The organism is Neisseria sp. P0013.S005 (assembly GCF_051958425.1).
Lineage (GTDB): Bacteria > Pseudomonadota > Gammaproteobacteria > Burkholderiales > Neisseriaceae > Neisseria > Neisseria subflava.
The window spans coordinates 1-235 of the sequence record NZ_JBQCVL010000101.1 but is presented as its reverse complement, the minus strand read 5'-3'; the positions used below and the strand labels follow the sequence as shown (position 1 = coordinate 235).

Here is a 235-nt window from a genome sequence, read left to right as displayed (position 1 = left end):
GTACAACATGATTTCAGGGTCGAGCGCAATCGTACGCGCGAGGGCGACGCGGCGCGACATACCGCCGGAAAGCTCGGAAGGCATCAGGTTTTCAATGCCGCGCAAACCGACTGCATTCAGCTTCAGCAATACTAAATCGCGGATGACCGCTTCGGGCAAATCCGTCAGCTCGCGCATGGGGAAGGCGATGTTGTCGAAGACGGATAAGTCGGTAAACAATGCACCGTGTTGGAAC

Annotated in this window: 1 protein-coding gene; it reads right to left on the bottom strand. The window is 56.2% G+C overall.

The genetic code is table 11. The features are described 5' to 3' along the window. The coding region (locus ACTHTA_RS11660; RefSeq protein ID WP_440379648.1) for an ATP-binding cassette domain-containing protein at window positions 1-235 on the bottom strand (235 nt) is incomplete at both ends.